The organism is Rhodopseudomonas palustris (assembly GCF_034479375.1).
In the GTDB taxonomy this organism is placed as follows: Bacteria; Pseudomonadota; Alphaproteobacteria; order Rhizobiales; family Xanthobacteraceae; genus Rhodopseudomonas; species Rhodopseudomonas palustris_M.
Genome location: NZ_CP140155.1, coordinates 126,795 through 148,093 on the forward strand (window position 1 = coordinate 126,795; position 21,299 = coordinate 148,093).

19 protein-coding genes are annotated in these 21,299 nt (G+C 65.4%); 6 read left to right on the top strand and 13 right to left on the bottom strand.

The window, feature by feature from the left end; all coding sequences use genetic code 11:
* The 4 genes from SR870_RS00630 to SR870_RS00645 all read right to left on the bottom strand — a co-directional run bounded on the left by SR870_RS00630 (position 1) and on the right by SR870_RS00645 (position 4,275).
* Positions 1 to 840 carry an ABC transporter permease gene (locus tag SR870_RS00630; RefSeq protein WP_322516129.1) on the bottom strand — a complete coding sequence of 280 codons (840 nt, stop codon included), beginning with the start codon at positions 838 to 840 and terminating at the stop codon, positions 1 to 3.
* Positions 837 to 1,808, bottom strand: a complete 972-nt coding sequence (locus SR870_RS00635; protein WP_322516130.1) for an ABC transporter permease — start codon at positions 1,806 to 1,808, stop codon at positions 837 to 839. The genes SR870_RS00630 and SR870_RS00635 overlap by 4 nt, the downstream gene beginning before the upstream one ends.
* An 86-nt stretch (positions 1,809 to 1,894) precedes the next feature.
* Complete coding sequence (locus SR870_RS00640; protein ID WP_322516131.1) at positions 1,895 to 3,445, bottom strand: ABC transporter substrate-binding protein; 1,551 nt, start codon at positions 3,443 to 3,445, stop codon at positions 1,895 to 1,897.
* A 56-nt stretch (positions 3,446 to 3,501) separates the two neighbouring features.
* On the bottom strand, positions 3,502 to 4,275 hold the full coding sequence (locus tag SR870_RS00645) for a class II aldolase/adducin family protein (RefSeq protein ID WP_322516132.1): 774 nt from the start codon (positions 4,273 to 4,275) through the stop codon (positions 3,502 to 3,504).
* A gap of 90 nt (positions 4,276 to 4,365) precedes the next feature.
* Between SR870_RS00645 and SR870_RS00650 the strand changes: the two genes are divergently transcribed.
* The 6 genes from SR870_RS00650 to SR870_RS00675 all read left to right on the top strand — a co-directional run bounded on the left by SR870_RS00650 (position 4,366) and on the right by SR870_RS00675 (position 10,680).
* A complete protein-coding gene (locus tag SR870_RS00650; RefSeq protein WP_322516133.1) occupies positions 4,366 to 5,118 on the top strand; it encodes a GntR family transcriptional regulator in 753 nt (250 codons plus the stop codon).
* A gap of 42 nt (positions 5,119 to 5,160) precedes the next feature.
* Complete coding sequence (locus SR870_RS00655) at positions 5,161 to 6,186, top strand: histone deacetylase family protein (RefSeq protein WP_322516134.1); 1,026 nt, start codon at positions 5,161 to 5,163, stop codon at positions 6,184 to 6,186.
* Between the two features lie 535 nt (positions 6,187 to 6,721).
* Entirely contained in the window at positions 6,722 to 7,591 is an 870-nt protein-coding gene (gene exbB / locus SR870_RS00660) for a tonB-system energizer ExbB (protein ID WP_322516135.1), read from the top strand.
* 6 nt (positions 7,592 to 7,597) lie between these two features.
* Positions 7,598 to 8,053 carry a TonB system transport protein ExbD gene (gene exbD / locus SR870_RS00665; protein WP_011440552.1) on the top strand — a complete coding sequence of 152 codons (456 nt, stop codon included), beginning with the start codon at positions 7,598 to 7,600 and terminating at the stop codon, positions 8,051 to 8,053.
* Entirely contained in the window at positions 8,050 to 8,889 is an 840-nt protein-coding gene (locus SR870_RS00670) for an energy transducer TonB (RefSeq protein ID WP_322516136.1), read from the top strand. The genes exbD and SR870_RS00670 overlap by 4 nt, the downstream gene beginning before the upstream one ends.
* Before the next feature lie 84 nt (positions 8,890 to 8,973).
* Positions 8,974 to 10,680 carry an ABC transporter ATP-binding protein gene (locus SR870_RS00675; protein ID WP_322518367.1) on the top strand — a complete coding sequence of 569 codons (1,707 nt, stop codon included), beginning with the start codon at positions 8,974 to 8,976 and terminating at the stop codon, positions 10,678 to 10,680.
* Positions 10,681 to 10,727: 47 nt separating this feature from the next.
* Here the strand turns inward: SR870_RS00675 and SR870_RS00680 are convergent, their stop codons facing one another.
* The 9 genes from SR870_RS00680 to SR870_RS00720 form a co-directional block, all read right to left on the bottom strand.
* Positions 10,728 to 11,006 (bottom strand): DUF2218 domain-containing protein, encoded by a 279-nt coding sequence (locus SR870_RS00680; protein ID WP_322518368.1) that lies wholly within the window; start codon positions 11,004 to 11,006, stop codon positions 10,728 to 10,730.
* Positions 11,007 to 11,145: 139 nt separating this feature from the next.
* Entirely contained in the window at positions 11,146 to 13,464 is a 2,319-nt protein-coding gene (locus tag SR870_RS00685; protein WP_322516137.1) for a TonB-dependent siderophore receptor, read from the bottom strand.
* Positions 13,465 to 13,544: 80 nt separating this feature from the next.
* Entirely contained in the window at positions 13,545 to 14,030 is a 486-nt protein-coding gene (locus tag SR870_RS00690; RefSeq protein ID WP_322516138.1) for a GNAT family N-acetyltransferase, read from the bottom strand.
* Between the two features lie 146 nt (positions 14,031 to 14,176).
* Positions 14,177 to 16,393 (bottom strand): TonB-dependent receptor, encoded by a 2,217-nt coding sequence (locus tag SR870_RS00695; RefSeq protein WP_322516139.1) that lies wholly within the window; start codon positions 16,391 to 16,393, stop codon positions 14,177 to 14,179.
* Positions 16,394 to 16,538: 145 nt separating this feature from the next.
* Positions 16,539 to 17,525, bottom strand: a complete 987-nt coding sequence (locus SR870_RS00700; RefSeq protein ID WP_322516140.1) for a FecR family protein — start codon at positions 17,523 to 17,525, stop codon at positions 16,539 to 16,541.
* A gap of 190 nt (positions 17,526 to 17,715) precedes the next feature.
* A complete protein-coding gene (locus SR870_RS00705) occupies positions 17,716 to 18,474 on the bottom strand; it encodes an ABC transporter ATP-binding protein (RefSeq protein WP_322516141.1) in 759 nt (252 codons plus the stop codon).
* A complete protein-coding gene (locus SR870_RS00710) occupies positions 18,471 to 19,421 on the bottom strand; it encodes an iron chelate uptake ABC transporter family permease subunit (RefSeq protein WP_322516142.1) in 951 nt (316 codons plus the stop codon). The genes SR870_RS00705 and SR870_RS00710 overlap by 4 nt, the downstream gene beginning before the upstream one ends.
* Complete coding sequence (locus SR870_RS00715; protein WP_322516143.1) at positions 19,414 to 20,391, bottom strand: ABC transporter permease; 978 nt, start codon at positions 20,389 to 20,391, stop codon at positions 19,414 to 19,416. Before SR870_RS00715 ends, SR870_RS00710 begins: the two co-directional genes overlap by 8 nt.
* Entirely contained in the window at positions 20,388 to 21,293 is a 906-nt protein-coding gene (locus SR870_RS00720; RefSeq protein ID WP_322516144.1) for a siderophore ABC transporter substrate-binding protein, read from the bottom strand. The genes SR870_RS00715 and SR870_RS00720 overlap by 4 nt, the downstream gene beginning before the upstream one ends.
* Positions 21,294 to 21,299 lie beyond the last annotated feature (6 nt).

Consider the following 21,299-nt stretch of genomic DNA (forward strand, 5'->3'; position numbering starts at 1 on the left):
TCAGCGTCCGTTCCTGCTGAGGCGCGGGTTGAGCGCGTCGTTGAGACCTTCGCCGATCAGGTTCAGCGCCAGCACCGAAACCAGAATGGCGATGCCGGGAAACACCGTGATCCACCAGGCCTGACGGATCACGGTGCGGCCGGCGCCGACCATGTAGCCCCACGACATCAGGTTGGGATCGCCGAGGCCGAGGAACGACAGCGAGGATTCCAGCAGGATGGCGGTCGCGACCATCAGCGACGCCAGCACGATGACCGGGGAAAGCGCGTTGGGCAGGATCTCGCGCCAGATGATCCAGCTATGGGTCTGTCCGGTGACGATCGCGGCCTGCACATATTCACGGGTCCGCAGCGACAGCACCTCGCCGCGCACCAGCCGCGCCACCGGCGGCCAACTGACGATCGCGATCGCGATCACGATCGAGACGATCGACGGCTGCAGCACCGCCACCAGCACGATCGCGAGGGCGAAGCTCGGGACGGTCTGGAAGAATTCGGTGAACCGCATCAGGGCATCGCCGATGCGGCCGCCGAAATACCCGGCCATCGCGCCGACCGGAATGCCGACCGCCAGCGCCGCCAGCGTCGAGACCAGTCCGACGAGCAGCGACACGCGGGCGCCGTAGATGATGCCGGCCATCACGTCGCGGCCGAGCGCGTCGGTCCCGAGCGGCAGACCCGCCACCGTGAACGGCGGCAGGAACGGCCGCTGCACCATGCGCCAGGGCGAGGTCGGAAACAGCAGGGGGCCGAACAGAGCCACCGCGATCACGATCACCAGGATCACCAGGCCGATCAGCCCGCCGGGATTGCGCAGCAGCATGCGCCAGAACTGTCTCATGCCGCGAACTCGATACGGGGATCGACCGAGCGATAGATCAGGTCGGTGATCAGGTTGAACACCAGCACCATCGCCGAACACACCACGAATACGCCTAGCAGAAGGTTGTAGTCGCGCTGCAACAGGGCCTCGTACATCAGACGGCCGATCCCCGGCCAGGCGAACACGGTTTCGGTGAGCACGGCGCCGCCGACCAGAGTGCCGGCCTGTAGGCCGGCGAGCGTCACCACCGGCAGCAGCGCGTTGCGCAGTACGTGGCGGCGCTGGATCACGGCATCGCGCAGGCCCTTGGCGCGCGCCGTCTTGACGAAATCGAGCCGTTTGACCTCGAGCATCGAGGCGCGCGTCATCCGCGCATAGGTGGCCATGAAGAACAGGCCGATCGTCGTCGCCGGCAGGACCAGGTGCGCCCCGACGTCGAGGACGTGGGCGAGGCCGGTGTAGTTCGCGCCGACGGTCTCGTAGCCGAAGCTCGGCAGCCATTCCATCGTCACCGAAAACAGCAGGATCGCCATCAGCGCGATCCAGAACAGCGGCGTGGCGTAGAAGATCAGCGCCAGCACGGTGATCAGCGTGTCTGCCCAGGTGCCGGCCCGCCGCGCCGCCAGCGCGCCGAACAGCACCCCGAACGCCAGCGAAATCGCGAAGGCCGTGCCGGTCAGCAGCATCGTGGCCGGAAGCCGATCGAGGATCAGTTTGGACACCGGCATCTGCTGGCGGAAGGAATAGCCGAGATCGAGGCTGAGGATTCCCTTGACGTACATGAAGAGCTGCACCGGCAACGGCCGGTCGAGGCCGAATTTTTCGCGGAGCTGGGTGACGAAGAGTTCATCGCTGGCGCCGGCCTCGCCGGCCATCACGATGGCCGGATCGCCGGGCGCGAGGCGGATCAGGAAGAAGTTGAGCACGACGATCGCGAGCAGGACGATAACGGCCTTGCCGATTCTCTGGGCAATGAATGCGAGCATCTCAGGTTTCCATTGCGTTCGAGACGAGGCTTCGGAAGTCCACCGGCGGCGGGCGCGGAGCGCCGCCGCCGGCATTGTCGGAGGAGTTACTTGTCCAGCCAGGCGTCGCGGAAGCCGTCGTTGACGCCGATCGCGGTGGTGACCAGATTCTTGACGTTGCAGCGGGTGATGGTGGGGAACTGCAGCTCGAGCAGCCATGCGACCGGCACGTCTTCGACCAGGATCTTCTGCGCCTTGGCGTAGATCTCGTCGCGCTTGGAGTCGGGGAAGGCGACGGCACCTTCGGCGAACAGCTTGTCGACCTCCGGATTCGTGTAGCCCTCGACGTTGTTGAAAGGCGAGCCCTTGGCGATCTGGCTGCTGACGTAGTTGCGGGCGACGCCGAGCGCCGGGTCGCCGTACTGATACAGATAGGTGAAGGCGATGTCGTAATCCCAGTCGGAGACCTTCTTGTTCCAGCCGGGGACGTCGGTGGCGATCATTTCGACATTGATGCCGACGTCCTGCAGATTCTGCTTCACCGCTTCGGCCCAGCGCTGCCAGGTTTCCCCGTAAGGCAGCGGCAGCATGCGGACTTTCTCGCCATTGTAGCCGGCTTCCTTGAGCAGGGCCTTGGCCTTCGCCGGGTCGAGATCGTATTTCGGCACGGCGCTGGTGTAGTATTTGATCGTGGAGCCGGAGGGGCCGGTCGCGACCTTGGCGAAGCCGTTCCAGATCACGTCCTTGGCGAAATTGCGGTCGATCGCGTACATCAGCGCCTGACGGAACTTCTTGTTCGCCGTCGGACCGGAGCGGTTGTTGAGCCACAGCCACGAATGCGGGCTGAAGAACTCCCAGCCGTTGCCGGTGACGCAGACGTTCTTGAGTTTGCTCAGCCTCGGAACGTCGAAGTTCTCGACCGAGCCGCCGGGCAGCACGTCGATCTTGCCGGTCTCGAACGCCACCGATCGCGCCGCCGCGTCCGGAATGACGTGCCAGTAGATCTCGTCGAGATGCGGCTTGCCCTTGATGTAGTAGTTCGGATTTTTCACCAGCCGGATGAACGAACCCTTCTGCCAATCCTTGAACATGAACGGGCCGGTGCCGATCGGCGTGTTGTTGGCGGGATTGGTCTTGAAATCCGTTCCCTCGTAGATGTGCTTCGGGATCATCGGCAGCGAGCCGACCTCGAAGATGCCGAGGAACGGCCCGAACGGCTCCTTCAGCGTGAACACGACGGTGGAGTCGTCGGGCGCCTCGACCTTGTCGAGCGTCGCCAGGTTGCCGCGGGCGCGGGCATGAGTCTGCTTGAGGAATTCGATCGAGAACAGCACGTCGGCCGAGGTGAACGGCTTGCCGTCGTGCCAGCTGACGCCCTTCCTGAGCTTGAAGGTGTAGACCTTGCCGTCCTCGCTCACCGTCCAGCTCTCGGCCAGACCGGGCTGCGGCTCCAGCTTCGGACTGTAGCGCAGCAGGCCTTCATAGATGTTGCCCGAGATCATCTGGGTCGGCCCGTTCTGGACCAGACCCAGCATCAGGCCCGGAGGCTCCGGCTGGATCACCGCATTGACGACGCCGCCGGCTTTCGGTTCTTCCGCCAGGGCCGCGGCGCTCACACCGCATATCATCGCAAGACCAATCAAACTGCGCTTGAGCATGACATCTCTCTTTCTCGATCGCCTGATCCGCGCGTTGGAATGGACTTGGGCGCGGGCTAGTTGATGAAGTCGGGATCGGTGCGTTCCAGCATCCGCTTGAAGGCGGCCCATTCGCTGTCGGGCTGCCCTCGGACTTCGATGCTGTCGTAGAAGTTGGCGTACTGGCCCGCGGTCTTGCGGGCGACGGTCTCGGACAACGGGCAGATCTCGGCGCCGGCCGCCTGAATCGCGAGCTGGGCGCGACAGGAGCGTTCGAGATTGTGCATCAGCTTGAAAGCTTCCGCGACGGATCGTCCGCAGGTGAGCATGCCGTGATTACGAAGAACCATGACGAACTTGTCGCCGAGGTCGGCGACCAGACGCGCGCGCTCGTCCAGATCGAGCGCGATCCCTTCGTAGTCGTGGTAGGCGAGGCGATCGGTGAACTGTATCGACCATTGATTCAGCGGTAGCAGTCCCTGCTGTTGGCAGGACACCGCGACGCCGGCGACGGTGTGGGTGTGCAGCACGCACATCGCGTCCGTCCGCGCCGCGTGGACCGCGCTGTGAATGGTGAAGCCGGCCGGATTGATGCCAAGACCCAGCGGATCGTCGACGATGTTGCCGTCGATATCGACTTCCACCAGGTTGGATGCCGTCACCTCCTCGAACCGCATGCCGTAGGGGTTGATCAGGAAGCGGTCGTGGCGGCCGGGCAGCCGGACTGAGATATGGGTGTAGATGCTGTCGTCGAGTCCGAGCCGGTGGATCAGCCGGTAGGCGGCCGCGAGATTGATCCGGGCCTGGCGGGTTTGGTCGATTACGGCGGCCGGCGGTACGTGAGCTGTCATCGTCGCAGTTCCAGTTTTGATCTGGATCAATTTTTGATGCGACAAAGACGCAACCGCAAGGCTAAACTGTCGACAATCGGCGCTTAATTATTGTCCATCCGCCAAAACGGACCCCGTTTCATGCGCACTATGTCTCCCCCGGTCGGGCTGCCGGCCCTCGCTGCAACGGATCTGGTCGGTCAGGTCGCCCGCGCTTTGACGCTGGCGATTCTGCAGGGCCGGTTGCCGCCCGGCTCGAAAGTCGTGGAAGCGGGGATCGCCCGGGAGCTGGGTGTCAGCAGGGCGCCGGTGCGGGAGGCGGCGCGATTACTTGAAAGCCAGGGCCTGCTGGTGGCGAGTCCACGACGCGGCTTCTTCGTGCGGCAATTCGCGGCCGACGATATCGACGACATCTTCGACTTGCGCCTGTGCGTGGAGCGGCATGCCGGCGTGCTGGCCGCGCGCAAACTGACTCCGGAGACGCGCGACGCGTTGCGGCGGCAGATCGATGTTCTTCACCAGACCGCCGATCTTGATGACCCGGCGCGGCAGGTCGAAGAGGACTACCGGTTTCATCGGCTGATCTGCGAGATCGCCGGCAACCGACGGCTGTTGCGCCTGTTCGATGACCTCGCGTCCGAACTACGCATGGTCATCGGCCTGATCGGCCGGCTGTACGACGATCCGCACCAAATCGCGCGCACGCACGAACCCGTTCTCGCCGCGATCGAGCAGGGCCACCCCGAGCGGATCGTGGCGCATATCGACTATCACATCGGTCATGCCTGGCGCGAGGTCGCGAAACTGGTGCGGGAGATTCCTCCCGTGACCGCCGGCGTGAAAGCCCCGTCGGTCTCAGGCTGACGAAGGCGCAGACCTATCATCTCCAGCCATGGGAGTATTCGTGTGAAGGCCGTCTACACCGAACACCATCGCAGCCACGATCCGCAGTTCTTTCTGGTCCGCGGCGTGGTCCAGCGGACCACCGAACAACCCGAACGGGCCGACAGGCTGCTCGCGGGACTGAAGGCCGGCAAGCACGACCTGGTCGCGCCGACCGATTTCGGACAGGGGCCGCGCGCAAGGGTTCACAGCCCGGAATATCTGAGCTTTCTCGCGGAGGCCTGGGACGCCTGGGCCGCGCTCGGGGATTCCGGCCCAGAGATGATCGCCAACCTCCACCCCGTCCGCAACGAGGCGACATACCCGACGCATATCGTCGGTCGCCTCGGCTGGCACACGATCGATACGTCCTGTCCGATCGGACCCGGCACCTGGGCTGCGGCCTGCGCCGCCACCGACGTTGCGGCGACGGCGGCGCAACTGGTGATGGATGGGGACGACGCCACCTACGCGCTGTGTCGTCCGCCGGGGCATCACGCCTATCGCGATCTCGCCAGCGGCTTCTGCTTCCTCAACAACAGCGCGATCGCGGCGGCTCATCTGCGGCTGAAGCACGAGCGTGTCGCGATCCTCGACGTCGACGTTCATCATGGCAACGGCACGCAGGGCATCTTCTACGAGCGGCCCGATGTGCTGACCGTGTCGATCCACGCCGATCCGACCTTCTTCAATCCGTTCGTCTGGGGCTACGCGCACGAACGCGGCAAGGGTCCGGGCCTCGGCGCTAATCTCAACATTCCGCTGGCGAAGGGCACCGACGATGACGGTTACATCCAGGCGATCGGTGTCGCCGAAAAGACGATCCGCGCGTTCGCGCCGGGCGCACTCGTGGTCGCCCTCGGCCTCGACGCCTCCGAGCACGATCCTCTCGCGGGTCTCGCCGTGACCACCGCCGGATTCGGGCGGATCGGTGCGGCGATCGCGCGGCTGGGGCTTCCCACCGTGTTCGTCCAGGAGGGCGGATACCTGTCCGAGATCCTCGGGCCCAATCTGACGTCTGCACTCGGCGGCTTCGAGCAGGTTCGCTAGGCAGCGGGCTTCCGACATCGACGTCAGCCTCGAAACCCCCGGCCTAGCGGTCGGGGTCTTTGCTGTCGGGGAGATCGCGGGCCGCTTCGACGCGGCCCCGCAGTCCGGCGTCGAAGGCATGCTGCGATGGCGGTGTCGTCGAGCCGTGCGAACGTCTGCAGCTTCGCGCGAAATGCGAGTCGGAGCTTAGATGGATTGTAACTCCGCAAGATTGCAGAGCCGGGCGAAGAACTCTAATCGTGTCCTGATACACCAGCCGGGGACAATCAATCATTGCTTGTCCCGGCGGCCTGTTCGAGACCGTGGATGCTGCGCGGCGCGGCACACGCGGGTTTGCACGTCGTCTGCATATTGTGCCGGCGGCGAAATACACATCGCGGCGACTGGATTGGATTGGCGGTCGCGACGAGGATTGCCGGGTGCGGCGGCTCGGCCGAGCCCTGCGATGCAGGAGCGTGGGTGCCCCGCGCATGATGTTTGCAATGATCGGCCACGCTTTTCTCGGTGGCAATTCGAACGAAAGAGGCGTTTCGGAATGAATGTTGTGATGCGGCGGCTCGCTCTCGGGGCGATCTTCGTGCTGGTTCATTTGCCGGCCGCGGCGCGGGAGGCGACACCGGCCGCTGAGACGCCGATACCGCCGATGCCGATGCCGACGCCTCAGGCCGTGCCCGCCAACCTGCCGCACGACTTGTCGCCCTGGGCGATGTTTGTTGCGGCGGACAACATCGTCAAAGCGGTGATCATCGGGCTGGCGCTCGCCTCGCTCGCAACCTGGACGGTATGGCTCGCCAAGATCATCGAACTCACGAGCGCGCTGCGCAAGGCGCGTAGCGCGCTACGCAAGCTGCAGCGCGCCGACAATCTGTCCGACGCCACCCGTGAGATCGAGGCCGAGTGGACCAAGGACGGTCCCGTGGCCGAACTGGTGCAGGCGGCGATGCGCGAGACCGAGCGGTCCGTCGATCTGTCGGCCGACGGCGTGAAGGAGCGGCTCGCCATCGCGCTGTCCCGGATCGAAGCCAGAGCCGGCCGCGATATGGCACGGTCGACCGGACTGCTCGCGACCATCGGGGCGACCGCGCCGTTCATCGGCCTGTTCGGCACGGTGTGGGGCATCATGAATTCGTTCATCGGCATCGCGCAGTCGAAGACGACCAATCTGGCGGTGGTGGCGCCCGGCATCGCCGAAGCGCTGCTCGCCACCGCGATCGGTCTGGTCGCGGCGATTCCGGCGGTGATCATCTACAACGTATTCGCCCGCGCCATCGCCGGCTATCGCGCTCTGCTGTCGGATGCATCCGGCGAGGTGCTGCAGCACCTGTCGCGCGATCTGGAGCGGCAGCAAAAGCCGGTCGCCAGCCGCGCCGCGTCGTCGGCGCGCTCGCGCTGGATGGCGGAGTAACCGGCCATGGCGGTGACGCTGAAGGATCCGCACGACGGCGACCTCGCCGAACTGTCGGAAATCAACGTGACGCCGTTCATCGACGTGATGCTGGTACTGCTGATCATCTTCATGGTGGCGGCGCCGCTGTCGACCGTCGATGTCGGCGTCGATCTGCCGACCTCCAATGCGCAGCCGCAGCCGCGGCCCGACAAGCCGCTGTATCTCACCGTCAAGCCGGACCTGTCACTGGCGCTCGGCAATGAGGATGTGGCGCGCGAAGCGTTGCAGGCCGCGCTCGACGGACAGACCTCCGGCGATCGCGAGCAACGGGTGTTCCTGCGCGCCGATGGCGTAGTGCCGTACCGCGACCTGATGGCGGTGATGAACCTGCTACGCGGGGCGGGCTATCTCAAGGTGGCGTTGGTCGGCCTCGAAGACACCGGGCAGGGCAGTGCAATCGCTGCGACGCCGCGGCCATGAGATTCGGCTGGCACGATCCGGACGCGCGGCCTGCCGGCTCGCCGAAAGGCGCCGGCGCGCGCTGGCTGCTTGCGGCGGCGACGGTCACCGGACTGCATGCGGCCGCGATCGTGATCGGTCTGAACCGGAAGCCCGCCGAGGCGGCGGGTGAGCCGCCGGCGGCGCTGATGCTGGAGCTTGCGCCGCTCGCCGTCGCGCCCGACGTGCCGCAGCAGGACCTGCCCCCGGGACCACTTCTCGCCGAGGCGCAGCCCGAAACCGATCCCGAGCCTGAAACCCCGGTCGAGGAGAAGGTGCAGGAGATCGAGCCGAAGCCGGAGGAAACCTCGATCGAACCGCCGCCGGCGCCCGCGATGCCCTCCGCCGCCGTGCTGCCACCGCCGCCGAAGCCGAAGCCCGAGAAGAAGCCGCAACCGAAGAAGAAACGCGCCGCCGACCGGGCCAAGCCGATCAACCCGGACCAGCCGAAAATGACGCAGACCTCGGCGCCGCCGAGTGCACAGGTGGAAAGATCCGATCAGATGGCTGCGCCGCGGGCGGGCGCCTCGATCCCGTCGGCGGCTTCGGTCGCCTCGTGGCGCGGCAGCCTGATGGCGCATCTCAACCGTCACAAGCGGTTTCCGCCCGGCGGCGGCATGGGCACCGCGTCGGTGGCGTTCACCATCGATCGGTCCGGGCAGGTGCGCTCGGCGCGACTGGTCGGATCGTCCGGCGACGCCGCGCTCGATGCCGAAGCCGTCGGTCTGGTTCGCCGCGCCAGTCCGGTTCCGCCGCCGCCAGCCAATGTCGGCGGCTCGTCGATTTCACTGTCGGTCCCGATCCGGTTCAGCCGCTGAGGTCGACCTCGCGGGTTCTGTATCCGTGCGATGGCGCTGGCAAGCCCCGAAGCCGTGGAAGCTGAAGCCGCTATGTCCCAGCACATGCTCGCCAAGTTCTTTGCTTACTACCGGCCTTGGAAGACGCTGTTCATTTTGGATTTCTCCTGCGCCGTGGTGTCGGCCCTGCTCGAGCTCGGCTTCCCGATGGCGATCAGGGCGTTCGTCGACGATCTGTTGCCGACCCAGCAATGGGGCCTGATCCTGATGGCATCCGCGGGTCTGCTCGCGATCTACCTGACCAACACCGCGCTGATGGCGGTGGTGGTGTATTGGGGCCACACGCTCGGCATCAACATCGAGACCGAGATGCGCCGCAAGGCGTTCGATCATCTGCAGAAGCAGTCGTTCCGGTTCTTCGACGACAACAACAGCGGCCATCTGGTGGCGCGGGTCACCAAGGATCTCGAGGAGATCGGCGAGGTGGCGCATCATGGTCCGGAAGACATGTTCATCGCGGTGATGACGTTCATCGGCGCCTTCGCGCTGATGTTCGCCGTCAACCCGAAGCTGGCGCTGATCACCGCGGCGATCGTGCCGCTGATCGCCTGGATCACCTCGCGCTACGGCGCGCGGATGACCGCCAATTGGCAGCAGATCTACGGCCGGGTCGGCGACTTCAACGTCCGCATCGTCGAGAATGTCGGCGGCATCCGCGTCGTCCAGGCCTTCGCCAACGAGGACCACGAACGCCGGCTGTTCGCCCGCGACAATGCGAATTATCGCCGGACCAAGCTCGACGCCTATCGTATCATCGCCGCGAGCAGCGCGCTGAGCTACATGGGCACCCGGCTGATCCAGCTTGTGGTGATGGTGGCCGGCAGCTACTTCGTGTTGGGCGGGGAGCTCTCGAATGGCGGCTTCATCGGGTTTCTGTTGCTGGTCAACGTGTTCTTCCGGCCGATCGACAAGATGCTGTCGGTGATCGAGACCTACCCGAAGGGCATCGCCGGCTTCCGGCGCTATCTCGCACTGCTGGAGTCCGAGCCCGAGATCGTCGATCGTCCGGGCGCCATCAGCGTCACCGGACTGCGCGGCGAGGTGCGCTATCGCGGCGTCGGCTTCAGCTACGCCGAGGGGCGTCCGGTGTTCCAGAACATCGATCTCGACATTCGGGCCGGCGAGACCGTCGCGGTGGTCGGCCCGTCCGGCACCGGCAAGACCACGCTGTGCTCATTGTTGCCGCGGTTCTACGAAATCGATGCCGGATCGATCACCGTGGACGGCATCGACATCCGCGACATCACGCTGGCCTCGCTGCGCAGCCAGATCGGCATCGTGCAGCAGGACGTGTTCCTGTTCGGCGGCTCGATCCGCGACAATATCGGCTACGGCCGGCTCGGCGCCGATGAGGCCGACATCATGGAGGCGGCGCGCCGCGCCCGGCTCGACGACATGATCGCGGCGATGCCCGACGGACTCGACACCGTGATCGGCGAGCGCGGCGTCAAACTGTCGGGCGGCCAGAAGCAACGGCTGGCGATCGCGCGGATGTTCCTGAAGAACCCGCCGATCCTGATTCTCGACGAGGCCACGTCGGCGCTCGACATCCGCACCGAGCGGGAAATTCAGCGCTCGCTGGAAGAACTCTCCCGGGGCCGCACCACATTGGTGATCGCGCATCGCCTGGCGACCATCCGCAACGCCGACCGCATCGTGGTGGTCGATCACAGCGGCATTGCCGAGCAGGGCACCCACGACGAACTGCTGAGACGGGGCGGGGCGTACAGCAGCCTGCACGTGCTGCAATAGTGCGGTGAATAACAATGCGATGAGTTTCGCGACTGCGTGAGTGTCGTTTACTCCCAGTCGAAGCGGAGCGTCTCGCGAAACGCAAATCTCTCGATATGACTGGCCACGACGTCCTGGAGCGTGGTGAGAGCGGCCGCGTCCCCCGCGGTCAGATCGATCACCAGGCGCTCCGGTTCGGCCGTCAACCGCGCCTCTCCCAGCGGAAGCGCGATCCGGCCCTTGACCGCATCGAACTCGGTTTCGAATTTGTGGGACCAATGCTTGCAGAGCTGCTGCAAATATCGGCTCGCATGCGCCGTGTTCACGGTTGCGCGGCTGGTTTGCATGGCGGTGTCCGATTTCTGATTCATGAAGAGGCCCGTGAACGCGAATTGCGGTTCTATCGTGACCTTCACGTTACAATCGATGGCTGTCGCAAGGATGCCCCCTCGGCGTCGTCGAAGGGGCATCCTTCCAGATCGGCGATTAGAAGTTGAACGTGGCCGACAGCACGAAAGTTCGCGGCGCACCGACCGCGAGGTAACCACGGGCCGCGGATAGATAGTAGGCGTTGTCGGCCACGTTCTCGATGGCGGCGCGCAGCACGGCCGGCTTGCCGGACGGACCCGTGAACGCATACCCCGCTCCGATGTCCACCCGCGTCCAGTCGGAGACGGTCTGCGTGTTGGCCTGATCGTAGAACACATCGCCGGTGTGGATCACCCGGCCGGTCACCGTCACGCCCGGACCCAGCCAATGTGGCAGATCATATTCGCCGTAGAGGTTCAGCGCCGTGACCGGCACGCCCGGAGCGTCGTTGCCGTTGTAGCGGCCACCGATCGTCGAAACCAACTTGGCATCGATGAGGGTGATGCCGCCGAGCAGACGCAGCCCCTTGATCGGCTCGCCGAAAACGCTGAACTCGGCGCCGCGGTTACGCTGCAGCCCGCTGACGGAGAAGATATTGGTGGCCGGATCCGTGAAGGCGTTCGGCTGCTCGATCTGGAAGAACGATGCCGTCAGCCCCACGATCCCGAAGTCGTATTTCGCGCCGATTTCCTGTTGCTTGCTGACCACCGGCGGAAAGATCGTATTGCGATTGTTCGCGAGTGCGGGCGCGGTGGGGCCGGACTCCAGCGACTCGATGTAGTTGCCGTACACCGACAGTCGATCGGTCGCACGGAAGACCGCGCCGACGGCAGGACTGAAGCGGGCCTCCTGATAACGAGACGACACGGTGCCCAGCGTGGGGCCCGGCGCGGTCACGAAGCCGTTCAGCGCGATATCCTGCCAGCGACCACCGAGGGTCACAAGCAGCCGATCGTCGAACAGAGCGAGCGTATCGGAGACCGCGACGCTGCGAGCGGTGAGCCGGGACAACAAAGGTCTGTCATCGGATTTGGCGAAGCCGCTGGTCTGAAACGACCCCGGCGGCAATCGGACGGGATTGTAGATATTCGTCACGTAACTGAACGGCGTGAAGCCGAGGACGCCGCCGCGGTAGAGCTCATTGTTCGCGTCGACGGCCGAGATATTCAGTTGATGTCCGACGACGCCGGTCCGGAACTTGGACCGCAGGCCGATCTCGCCGGTGTATCCCTCCAATCGCTGAGGTTGGATCGCGAGCGAGTTGGTCGCAGTTCCGTTCGAATTGGTGATCCGGTAGGAAGACGTCAGAAAATCCTCGTTGTATACGCTGCCGCCGCCCGCAAGATACATCGTCGTGTCCGGCAGAAGATCATATTCGGCGCGGCCGGCGATCATCTTGTAGCGACTGTCGACGAATTCGTCGCGGCTCGCTGTGTTGGTGCGGCCGTTCGGCGCGGGCGGGACGACGATGTTGGGGGCCGCAGAATTGAACAGCGACGTCGGTGCCGTGATGTTCTGAACCGAGCTGTTGAGGTCCAGCGACGCGCGGAAGCGTTCGCTGCGATAATCGAGACCGAGGGCGGCGACACCGACCTCGGCCGAGTTGAGATCGAGCGGCGTGTCGCCGTTGCGGTAGGAGCCGTTGAATCGGACGCCCCACTCCTTGTTGTCTCCGAAGCGACGACCCAGATCGAGATGGTTCCAGATCTGCGAATTGCTGATGTAGCTCGTCGTCAGGCGCGTCAGCGGTTCGTCGGTGGCGCGCTTCGGAATCAGATTGATGGTACCGCCGACGCGCCCGGTGCCGCCGCTGAGCAGTGCGCTCGGTCCCTTGAGGATTTCGACACGCTCGATGCCTTCGAGGAAGGCGCGGCGCGGGTTGGCGAGGTAGAACAGCCCATCGTAGGCAGTGTCGAGGTTGGTCACCGAAAAACCGCGAATGAAGAACGAGTCGCGTTCGCTGAACGGCGGCGCGTCGTTCCGCACCGAGGGATCGTTGAGGACGACGTCCGCGATACTGCGCGCCTGCTGATCCTCCATGAGCTTCGATGTGTACCCTGTGACGTTGAACGGCGCCGTGAAGACGGAGGTGTTCCCCAGCAGGCCAAGTCGCGCGCCGGTTCCGACCTGTCCGCCCACATAGGGCACCGGAGGCTGCCCGACGGTTGCAGTCTGCGGGGGGACGGCGGGCACGGGAGGAGTGGGCGTCGGGGTTGCAACTTCACGCGGGCGTGGCCGAGTTGCTGCCCGACGGGGATTTTGCGACGCGCGGACCCGGCCCGGGGGCCGCGGCCGCACCTGTGGGGCGATGATTTCGACCGGTGCGAGCGTCGTAGCAGCGGGCGAGGACAGCGCTTGTGCCAATGCACTTTCGGAAAGGGACAGCACGCTGAAGCTCGAGACAAAGAGAGCAACCGGACCAACTGATTTCTTCATGCACCCCTCCGATCAATTTCCGTTCAATGCAAATGTGCGCTTCAGTGTGAAGTGGCCGCTTGCGGCGAATTGCGTGCGGATCATCGCAATCGCGCCATGCAATGGGCGTCGACGAACACGCCTTCCCTGAACGTCGCGGCCTTGTGGGTTCCTTCGATCTCGAAACCGAACTTGTCGTACAGCGCCAGCGCGCTGACATTGTCGGTGAACACCGTCATCTCGATCCGCTTGATGTTCAGCCAGTTGTCGGCGGTGTCGATCATCGCGGCGAGCAGTCGCGTGCCGATGCCGCGTCGGGCGTATTCTTCATGCACGCCGATCCAGAATTCGGCCGCGTGGGCGCGGCGCCCGTAGAACGGGCGCAACGCGGACGCGCCGACGACGCGGCCGTCCAGCTCCGCCGAAAAATGCAGATCCCGTGGTGATTGTGGCTCCAGCCACTTCTTGATGGTGTCGAACGATTCATAGGGGAGGGAGAGCGTCCAGTAGCGAAATGCACGCTGATTGACGATCTCGAAAATGTCGGCAGCGTCCTCGCTGCGCATCGCGCGGATGGTAACGTCCATTTTGATCTCCGAAGTCCGTCAGACGATCACGCGATACGCATCTCGCTGATCCGCAGGCCGCACCCCGAGCAGGGATGCAGCCTCCGGACCCAGCGGATTGCGGTCCACTTGCGATACTCGCCACCGAAGACGGCGTCGTTCATTCGTCAGAAGTCGAGCTTGGCGCTGACCAGGAAGGAGCGGCCGGGCTCGTAGAGCGGCCGCACCACGCCTGTGCCGTACTCGAGGCCGTAGGTGCCGCGGGCCGCGTAGTTCCTGTTGAACAGGTTTCTGACTTCACCCCGCAGCAACAGCGACGGCAGCGCGAACGGGCGATGCTCGACGAAGGCGTTGAGGACTTCGTAGCCTTCGAGCTTGCCGATTCCCGTCACCGGATTCAGCAGCTTGTCGTAGTCGAAGACGATTTCGACGTCGCCGCCGAATGTCAGATTCCACGGCACCACGGTATGCGCGAGTTGAAACGTCAGGATGTCGCCGATCGGCGCCGTGAGATACTGGCCGAGATAGGTGTCGGCCGGCTTGCCGTCGACCTCGGCGTCGGTGCGGGCGAACCGCACCCGCGCGAAACCGTCGCCCCAGTTGTAGGTGCCGCCGACGTGGAAGCCCTGCGTCTGCACGTCGAAGGCGCGCAGCGCCTGGTTGGCGGCCCAGAGAGGCACGCGCGCGTCGTAGATCTTGGTCCGGAACACGCCGCCCTCGAAGCGGAAGTCGCCGTAGTGAGCGACCAGTCCGGCGGTGGCGTTGTCGGACGTGACCGACTTGGGGCCGACGCCGTAGACCCATGCCGGGTTCTGGACGTAGTTCTCGGCGAGCGGAACACCGGCCCAGACGTGCGAGTAGCCCGCCTTGGCGGTGAGGAAGCTGGTCAGTTCATATTCGCCGGAGGCGTTGCCGCTGAAGCCCTGGTCGCTCGAGCGAAAGCCGTTGACCCCCTTGAAATCCTGGTGGTCTCCGCGCACGCCGAAGGAGAGCTTGGTGCGCTCCCAGGGCCGCAGCCGCGCCTGCGCATAGGCGCCGACATTGTCGGCTTTCTCCATCGTCCGATAGCTCACGTCGGTGTATTCGGCGCGGTCCCGGTAAAAGTCGATGCCGGCGATGACGTCGCCGATGGAAAAGGCGAACTTGTTCTCCAGCTTGCCGTTGAGGCTGTCGCTGATTCCCTGGCTGGTGTAGCTGTAGGTGTTGAGCGTGGCGCCGGTGTATTGGTCCACCGCGACTTTCGAGCGATTGTAGCCCAGCACGAATTTGGGGTCCCACCAGCCGTCGGGGGATTCGTTGGTGTAGGTGAAGACGGTGTTCTGCCGGTCGAGCGTGTAGGGGCGCACCAGCGGGGTCGGCCTTCCGCCGATGATCTGCACGGCATTCGCCCGGAACGGCCGCAGGGCGTCGTCACGCATCTGCTCGTGGCTCAGCGAGAAACGATGGCCCTCGAGGCTCTGATAGGCGATCTTGCCGAGCCCACTCAGAAAATTGGTCGCGGTGCCGAGCACCTCCTGGCCGTTGCCGGCCTTGAACTCGCTTCCCTTGGCATAGGTGAAGGAGCCGAGCGCTTCGAAGCCGCCCTGGCGCGTGTAGCTGGTGAGATTGTTGGTCGAGGTGTTGCCGTTGAAGTTGAACGTCGATTTGATCGAGCCGCCGAAGCCGTCATTGGGCAGGAAGTCCCGCGCATCCTTGGTCACATAGGCGATCGCGCCGCCGAGCGCGCCGGGGCCGGCATCGGCGGGCGCCACGCCCGCATCGACCCGCACCGCCTTGAGCAGGCTGGGGTCGATCATCGTCGTCGCATTGTGGTGAAAGACCTTGTTGTTCTGACGCGAGCCGTCGATCGAGACCGCGAGATTGGTTTCCTCGATGCCCTGCACGTAGAGTTTCTGCGACATCGGCAGCGAGGAGCCGACGATGACGCTCGGCTCGCCGCGAAACACGCCCTTGAGGTCGGTCGCATTGCGGCGCTCGATATCGACGCTCGTGATATTGATCTCGCTGACGCCGTCGCGGCCGATCCCCTGGCCGGCGCCCGTGACGCTGATCGTATCCAGCGCGATGCCGCCGCCCGCCACCGCGCCGCCGCCGGCGCCCGGCGCCTCGATCGCGACCGTGCGCGGCCCGGTGAAGCGATAGTTCAGGCCGGAGCCGGCCAGAATCGTCCGCAGCGCCGTGTCGGCGGGATATCGGCCGCTCACCACCTGGGACGTGCCGCCGATCGCGCCCGCGCCCTGATGCACCACCTGGATCCCGGTCGCAGCCGTGAAGTCCGCAAGCGCGGCGAGGCGCGATTTGGCCGGAATACTGAAATTATAGGCGTTGTTCGCCTGCGCCCGCGCTTCGGGCACAGCGGCAACGGCAAGCGCCACTGCAATCATCGATACGCCGCAGTTCAACACGGCAGCACTTGCGAATTTCCGCATGGTCTCGAGGTCCCCCACTCCGCTCGGGGCACGCAATTGACGGCCCCTCCCGTTGTTCAACGGGCAGGTCGGGCAAACCCCGCAAAAATACTGGAGACCCTCAGCGATAGATCAGCGTCGCGAAGCCCGGGACGGACACTGTGCGGAGCCCGAGCGCGCTGCGTAGGGCTTCCAGCACCGCGCCGGGTTCGTCGGTGCGGAACGCTCCGGACAGCGTCAGGCGCTTCAGCTCCGGATCGGCGATCAGCACGCGGCCGGGCGCCATTTTGTCGAGCTCTTCCACAACCTGGGAGAGCGGAGCGCGATCGAGAATGATCAGCCCCCGCCGCCATGCGAACATCTGCTCCGGATCGACGGGCACCGGTGCGCCGAGCATTCCGTCCTGAAGCGCAACGCGCTGCCAGGCCGTCAGCTTGACCCGACCATGTTGGTTTTCGACGGCGGACACCGCGACTTCGCCACGTTCGACAGTGACCGCGGCGGCCTCTCGGTTGACCTCGAAGGCGGTGCCGAGCACCCGGGTCTCGACGCGTCCGGCATGCACCGTGAAGGGCCGCGCCGGATCGCTGGTCACATCGAACCAGACCCGGCCGCGCAGCATGGTGACTTCGCGGCGCTCGCCGTCCATGCGGCTCTTGAGTGCGGTGTCGCCATCGAGAAAGGCGAGGGTGCCGTCGGCGAGACTTACTTCAATCCGCTCGCCGGGATGCGTCGCGACATCGGCGAACGCCCGGTCGATCAGGCCGGGATCGCGCCACACCGCCAGTCCGCCCGCCAGCGCCACGAGAACGACGGCGGCAGTCGCGAGTCGGGATCCCGTCGCGAACCATCTGCGCGGCCGCGGCGCGACGTCGGCGGAGCGATGCCAGCCGGTGGCAGCGAGTTCCGCGGCGGGCTGATCGAGCGCGCCCCACAATTCCGATACGTCGCGGATCGCATCGCGATGGGCGGGGTCGGCCATCAGCCAGTCCCGGTAAGCCCGCCGGGTGTCGTCGGAGGCGAGGGGATTCTGGAGACGCACGAACCACTCGGTCGCCTCCCGCGACGTCCGCTCCCGGTCCTTGCTGTCATCGGATGCGAAATTCATCGCCACGCGTTCTCTCGCAAAAGCGTCTGCTGTTGTGGCAAGCGCCGCTCTTCTATGCCGCACCGCGAACGACCCCAAGCGGGGATGATTGACGACGTTCGGCCTGGGTCCGCGAGGCCATCACCGATCCCGGCGCGGCATGGGATCAGTTGAAAACTCGCAATTTGGAATTGTCCGAAGCATCTTTTCACTACAGGTGATTCAGCACAATCGGTTTCCCGCAATAGGTCTCGACCGGCATGTCATAGCCGAAGATCCGCCGCAGGCTTGCGGTATTGGCGATCTGATCGGGGGAGCCATTCGCAATCACGGCGCCGCCTTTCATGGCCACGATGTGGTCCGCATAGGTCACGGCCTGATTGATGTCGTGGAGCACGATCACGATCGCGCGGCGCTCGCTGTCGGCGACTTCGCGCAAGGAGCGCATCAGTTCGCGGGCATAGAACATGTCGAGATTGTTGAGCGGCTCGTCGAGCAGCAGCCACCGCGTGCCCTGGCAGAACGTCATCGCCACCAGCACGAGCTGCCGCTGTCCGCCCGACAGTGTATCGATGAAGCGGTCGGCGAAGGCGGTCAGGTCGAAGCGCTCGAGCGCGGCCTGCGTCAGCGCCCGGTCCTCGTCCGTGGCGCGGCCGTTGTTGTGCGGAAAGCGGCCGAACGCCACCAGCTCGCGCACCCTGAGGCGGCTGGCGATCGCCGGATCCTGGCGCAGGATCGCCAGCGTGCGCGCCAGCACGCGGCTGGGAGTGTGACCGATCGGCAGCCCGTCGACGCTGATCGAACCGGTCTGGATCGGCTGAAGCCGCGCGATCAGCGACAGCAGGCTCGACTTGCCCGCGCCGTTCGGGCCGATCAAGGCGGTGACGCCGGTCTCTGGAATCTCCAGATTGATGTCCCGCAGGATCGCCGCGCCCTGATAGGCGAGCGAGATGTTCTTCACGACGATCATCGCCGCACTCCATGGAGAAGCATTGCGAGGAAGACGAGGCCACCGACGAATTCGATGACGACGCCCAGCGTGGAGACGCCGCCCAATCCATGCTGCAGAATGGTCTGACCGCCGACAAGCACGATGATCGCCACCAGCGCTGCGGCGGGCAGCAGGATCGCATGACGGCGGGTGTCGATCAGCCGCTCGCCCAACGCCACCACGAGCAGGCCGAAGAACGCTACCGGCCCGACCAGCGCGGTGGAGACGGCGACCAGTGCGGCGACCAGCATGATCAGGCCGGCGACGACGCGGGTCCATTCGAGGCCGAGGCCCGTCGCGGTGTCGCGCCCGAGTGCAAGAACATCCAGCACGTGGCGCATCCGCCAGGCGATCGCGATCCCGATCGATGACAACACGCCGGCCGCGAGCAGGAGCTCGCCGTGAATCTTGCCGAACCCGGCATAGCTCGCGCCTTGCAGCAGGGCGAAGTCGTTGGGGTCGATCAGGCGCGCGAGCAGCGACGACAGGCTCCGGAACAGCACGCCGATGGTGACGCCCGCCAGCAGCATCAGGATCAGGTCGACGCGCGACCTCAGCAAAGGCAGGAACAGCAGCGCCGCGAGCGCGACCATCACCAGCGCCTCGCCGGCAAATTTGAGTCGTGGGTCGAGTGACGCGAAGCCGAGCCCGCCGACCGCAAACACCAGCAGCGACTGGCTGAACACGTAGAGCGCGTCGAGCCCCATGATCGACGGCGTCAGGATCCGGTTCGCCGTCACGGTCTGAAACACCACCGTCGAGACGGCGATGGAAATCGCGACGAGCACCAGGGCGAGCAGGCGTGTACTGCGCAGTTCGAGTGCGAAGGCTATATTGCCGCGGAGTCCGATCGTCATGAAGGCGCCGATGCAGGCGAGTGCAGTCAGGCCGAGGGCCGCCAGCACGATCGTGGAGCGATCACGCATGGGCCGGCCTGCGAAACAGCAGCCAGAGGAAGGCCGCGGCGCCGACCACGCCGAGCACGGTGCCGACGGGGATCTCGTAGGGAAAGCGCAGCAGCCGGCCGACGATGTCGCAGACCAGAACCAGCGCTGCGCCGCTGCCCGCCACCCAGGGGATCGCCGACCGCATGTTGTCGCCCATCAGCCGCGAAACCATGTTGGGCACGACCAAGCCGACGAACGGAATCAGCCCGACCACTACGACGGTCAGCGCGGTGACGACCGAAATGATGACGAGGCCGATCTGCATCATCCGGGCATAGTCGAGGCCCAACCCGACGCTGACGTCGCGCCCGAGTGACATCAGGGTGAAGCGGTCGGCGAAGATCCATGTCGCCGCCAGCATCGCGGCCGAGACCCACAGCAGTTCGTAGCGCCCGCGTAGCACGCCCGAGAACTCGCCACTGGTCCAGATCTCGACGAACTGAAGAAGATCGGCATGCCAGGCCACGAAGGTGACGGCGGCGCCGACGACACCGCCATAGACCAGCCCGAACAGCGGCACGAGGAAGGGCTGCGTCGGCGGCAGCCGATGCGCGATCGACAGGAACAACGATGTCCCGGCGAGCGCGGTCAGGCTTGCGACGAGAGTTTTCAGGGCGATCGAGGCCGACGGCATCAAGAGCGTGACGAGCAGGATGCCGAGCGCGGCGCTCTGGCCGGTGCCCGCGGTCGTCGGCTCGACAAAACGATTGCGCGCCAGCGTCTGCATCACGAGGCCTGCGATCGCGAGGCCGGCCCCCGTCAGCACGGCGGCGAGCGTTCGCGGCAGGCGACTGGCCGCGATGAGATAGAGCGCATCGGGATCGGTGAAGGCGCCGCCGAGTGAGACCTCGCCGACGCCCACGAACAGACTCGTGACGAACAGCCCTGCCAGCACCAGAAGCGCGGCCGCGCCGACAGGGCGCCCGACCGCCTGTTCGACGGGCATCATTGCGTGGCCGAAAATCCGCGGGTGATCGCCGCGAGCACGCGGGTCATGGCCTGGATGCCGCCTCCCGCAATGTACAGATCGGCCGCGGGAAGATAGATCACGCGGCCCTGCTTCCAGGCCTTGGTGCTCCGCACAAGCTCATTGTCGAGCGTCGCACGCGCCTGGCTGTCGCCGGCGCCGATCGCGAGCGCGCGATCGACCACGATCAGCCAGTCGGGGTCGGCCTTGCGGACGAATTCGAACGACACCGCCTCGCCGTGTATTCCGGGACCCATCGAGGTCACTGCGGGTTCGATGCCGAGCGTCGCGTGCAGCCAGCCGAACCGCGACCCGACGCCGAAGGCGGAGATCTTGGGCCCGTTCGTCATCAGGATCAGCGCCCGACCCTTGTCCTTCGCCGCCTCGCGCGCGGCGGCGACGGCGGCAACGAACGTCCGCTGCGCCTCGCGCGCCGCCTGCTCGCGGCCGAACAGCCGGCCATAGGTGTCGAGGCGCGCTTCAGCGTCCTTGATGAGATCCTGTCCGTCGATCGACATGTCGATGGTCGGTGCGACGCGCGAGGTCTGTTGCAGTTTCGGCGAAGAGCGTCCGCCGAGAATGATCAGATCGGGGCCGAGTGCGCTGAGGGCTTCGAGGTCCGGTTCGAACAGAGTGCCGACGACTTCCGCGCCGGCGGCGGCCTTCTTCAGCTCGGGCAGATAGACCCGATCCGGCACGCCGGCGGCTTTCACCCCGAGCAGATCGAGCGTGTCGAGCGCCGCCATGTCGAACACCGCGACGCGTCGAGGCTTGGCCTGCAGCGCCACCACCCCGCGCGCCGTGCTGACATCGACCGACTCGGCGAAGGCCGCTGCCGGAAGAACGAAGGCGGCCAGAATAGCGATCAACCGGATCATGAACATGGATTG

Excerpts from the sequence above, each read along its gene's own strand:
- SR870_RS00630 (WP_322516129.1), bottom strand. The coding sequence starts at position 840 with ATGAGACAGTTCTGGCGCATGCTGCTGCGCAATCCCGGCGGGCTGATC.
- SR870_RS00635 (WP_322516130.1), bottom strand. The coding sequence starts at position 1,808 with ATGCTCGCATTCATTGCCCAGAGAATCGGCAAGGCCGTTATCGTCCTG.
- SR870_RS00640 (WP_322516131.1), bottom strand. The coding sequence starts at position 3,445 with ATGCTCAAGCGCAGTTTGATTGGTCTTGCGATGATATGCGGTGTGAGC.
- SR870_RS00645 (WP_322516132.1), bottom strand. The coding sequence starts at position 4,275 with ATGACAGCTCACGTACCGCCGGCCGCCGTAATCGACCAAACCCGCCAG.
- exbB (WP_322516135.1), top strand. The coding sequence starts at position 6,722 with ATGAATGTTGTGATGCGGCGGCTCGCTCTCGGGGCGATCTTCGTGCTG.
- exbD (WP_011440552.1), top strand. The coding sequence starts at position 7,598 with ATGGCGGTGACGCTGAAGGATCCGCACGACGGCGACCTCGCCGAACTG.
- SR870_RS00670 (WP_322516136.1), top strand. The coding sequence starts at position 8,050 with ATGAGATTCGGCTGGCACGATCCGGACGCGCGGCCTGCCGGCTCGCCG.
- SR870_RS00675 (WP_322518367.1), top strand. The coding sequence starts at position 8,974 with ATGCTCGCCAAGTTCTTTGCTTACTACCGGCCTTGGAAGACGCTGTTC.
- SR870_RS00680 (WP_322518368.1), bottom strand. The coding sequence starts at position 11,006 with ATGCAAACCAGCCGCGCAACCGTGAACACGGCGCATGCGAGCCGATAT.
- SR870_RS00685 (WP_322516137.1), bottom strand. The coding sequence starts at position 13,464 with ATGAAGAAATCAGTTGGTCCGGTTGCTCTCTTTGTCTCGAGCTTCAGC.
- SR870_RS00690 (WP_322516138.1), bottom strand. The coding sequence starts at position 14,030 with ATGGACGTTACCATCCGCGCGATGCGCAGCGAGGACGCTGCCGACATT.
- SR870_RS00695 (WP_322516139.1), bottom strand. The coding sequence starts at position 16,393 with ATGATTGCAGTGGCGCTTGCCGTTGCCGCTGTGCCCGAAGCGCGGGCG.
- SR870_RS00700 (WP_322516140.1), bottom strand. The coding sequence starts at position 17,525 with ATGAATTTCGCATCCGATGACAGCAAGGACCGGGAGCGGACGTCGCGG.
- SR870_RS00705 (WP_322516141.1), bottom strand. The coding sequence starts at position 18,474 with ATGATCGTCGTGAAGAACATCTCGCTCGCCTATCAGGGCGCGGCGATC.
- SR870_RS00710 (WP_322516142.1), bottom strand. The coding sequence starts at position 19,421 with ATGCGTGATCGCTCCACGATCGTGCTGGCGGCCCTCGGCCTGACTGCA.
- SR870_RS00715 (WP_322516143.1), bottom strand. The coding sequence starts at position 20,391 with ATGATGCCCGTCGAACAGGCGGTCGGGCGCCCTGTCGGCGCGGCCGCG.
- SR870_RS00720 (WP_322516144.1), bottom strand. The coding sequence starts at position 21,293 with ATGTTCATGATCCGGTTGATCGCTATTCTGGCCGCCTTCGTTCTTCCG.